Source organism: Paracerasibacillus soli (assembly GCF_042432965.1).
GTDB classification, from domain to species: domain Bacteria; phylum Bacillota; class Bacilli; order Bacillales; family Amphibacillaceae; genus Paracerasibacillus; species Paracerasibacillus soli.
On record NZ_JBHLWL010000058.1, the window covers coordinates 1 to 712 of the forward strand.

The window sequence follows — 712 nt, forward strand, 5'->3', positions numbered from 1 at the left end:
CAACTTTCTCGGTCTTGACCTTACAGAATTCCTCGATGACACTTTTGAAGTCTTCTCCTTTATTTGAGGAGAAGGCTCCACAGACATTTTCCCACACTGCGTATCTTGGATATTCACCATTTGTTTTACACCTCATTTCCTTTATAATTCGCATCGCTTCATAAAATAAAGAGGACTGACTTCCGTCTAGTCCTGCACGTTTTCCTGCAATTGAAAGGTCAGTACACGGTGAACCAAAAGTGATAATATCAACTGGTTCAATCTCTGCACCATTAATTGAACTAATATCTCCCAAATGTTTCATCTGAGGAATTCGTTTTGATGTAACCCGAATAGGAAATGGTTCAACTTCAGATGCCCACTTTGGCTCAATACCGCAAATGATACCTGCAAGCGGAAACCCACCTGATCCATCAAAAAGCGAACCTAAAGTAAGTTTACGCACTTTCACTCACCTCAAGTTCGCTATAAGCAATCTTTTTATTTTTTCGAATAACATACACATCTTCATCTGTTCCAACTTGTTCAATGTATCTCTTCGCAATCACATCACAGAACTTTTCGTCTAATTCAATCATGTAACATATTCGGTCGGTTTGTTCAGATGCGATTAAAGTTGAACCAGATCCACCAAACGGGTCAAGTACAATACTGTTTGTTAAACTTGAATTCATGATTGGATAAGCAATTAAGGCAATTGGTTTCATCGTTG

2 protein-coding genes are annotated in these 712 nt (G+C 38.6%); both read right to left on the reverse strand.

The window, feature by feature from the left end:
* Positions 1-445, reverse strand: a 445-nt coding sequence (locus ACFFIS_RS18195; protein WP_390188118.1) for a DNA cytosine methyltransferase, incomplete at its 3' end; no start/stop codon positions are given.
* Positions 438-712, reverse strand: a 275-nt coding sequence (locus tag ACFFIS_RS18200) for a DNA methyltransferase (protein ID WP_390188119.1), incomplete at its 5' end; no start/stop codon positions are given. The genes ACFFIS_RS18195 and ACFFIS_RS18200, both read right to left, overlap by 8 nt.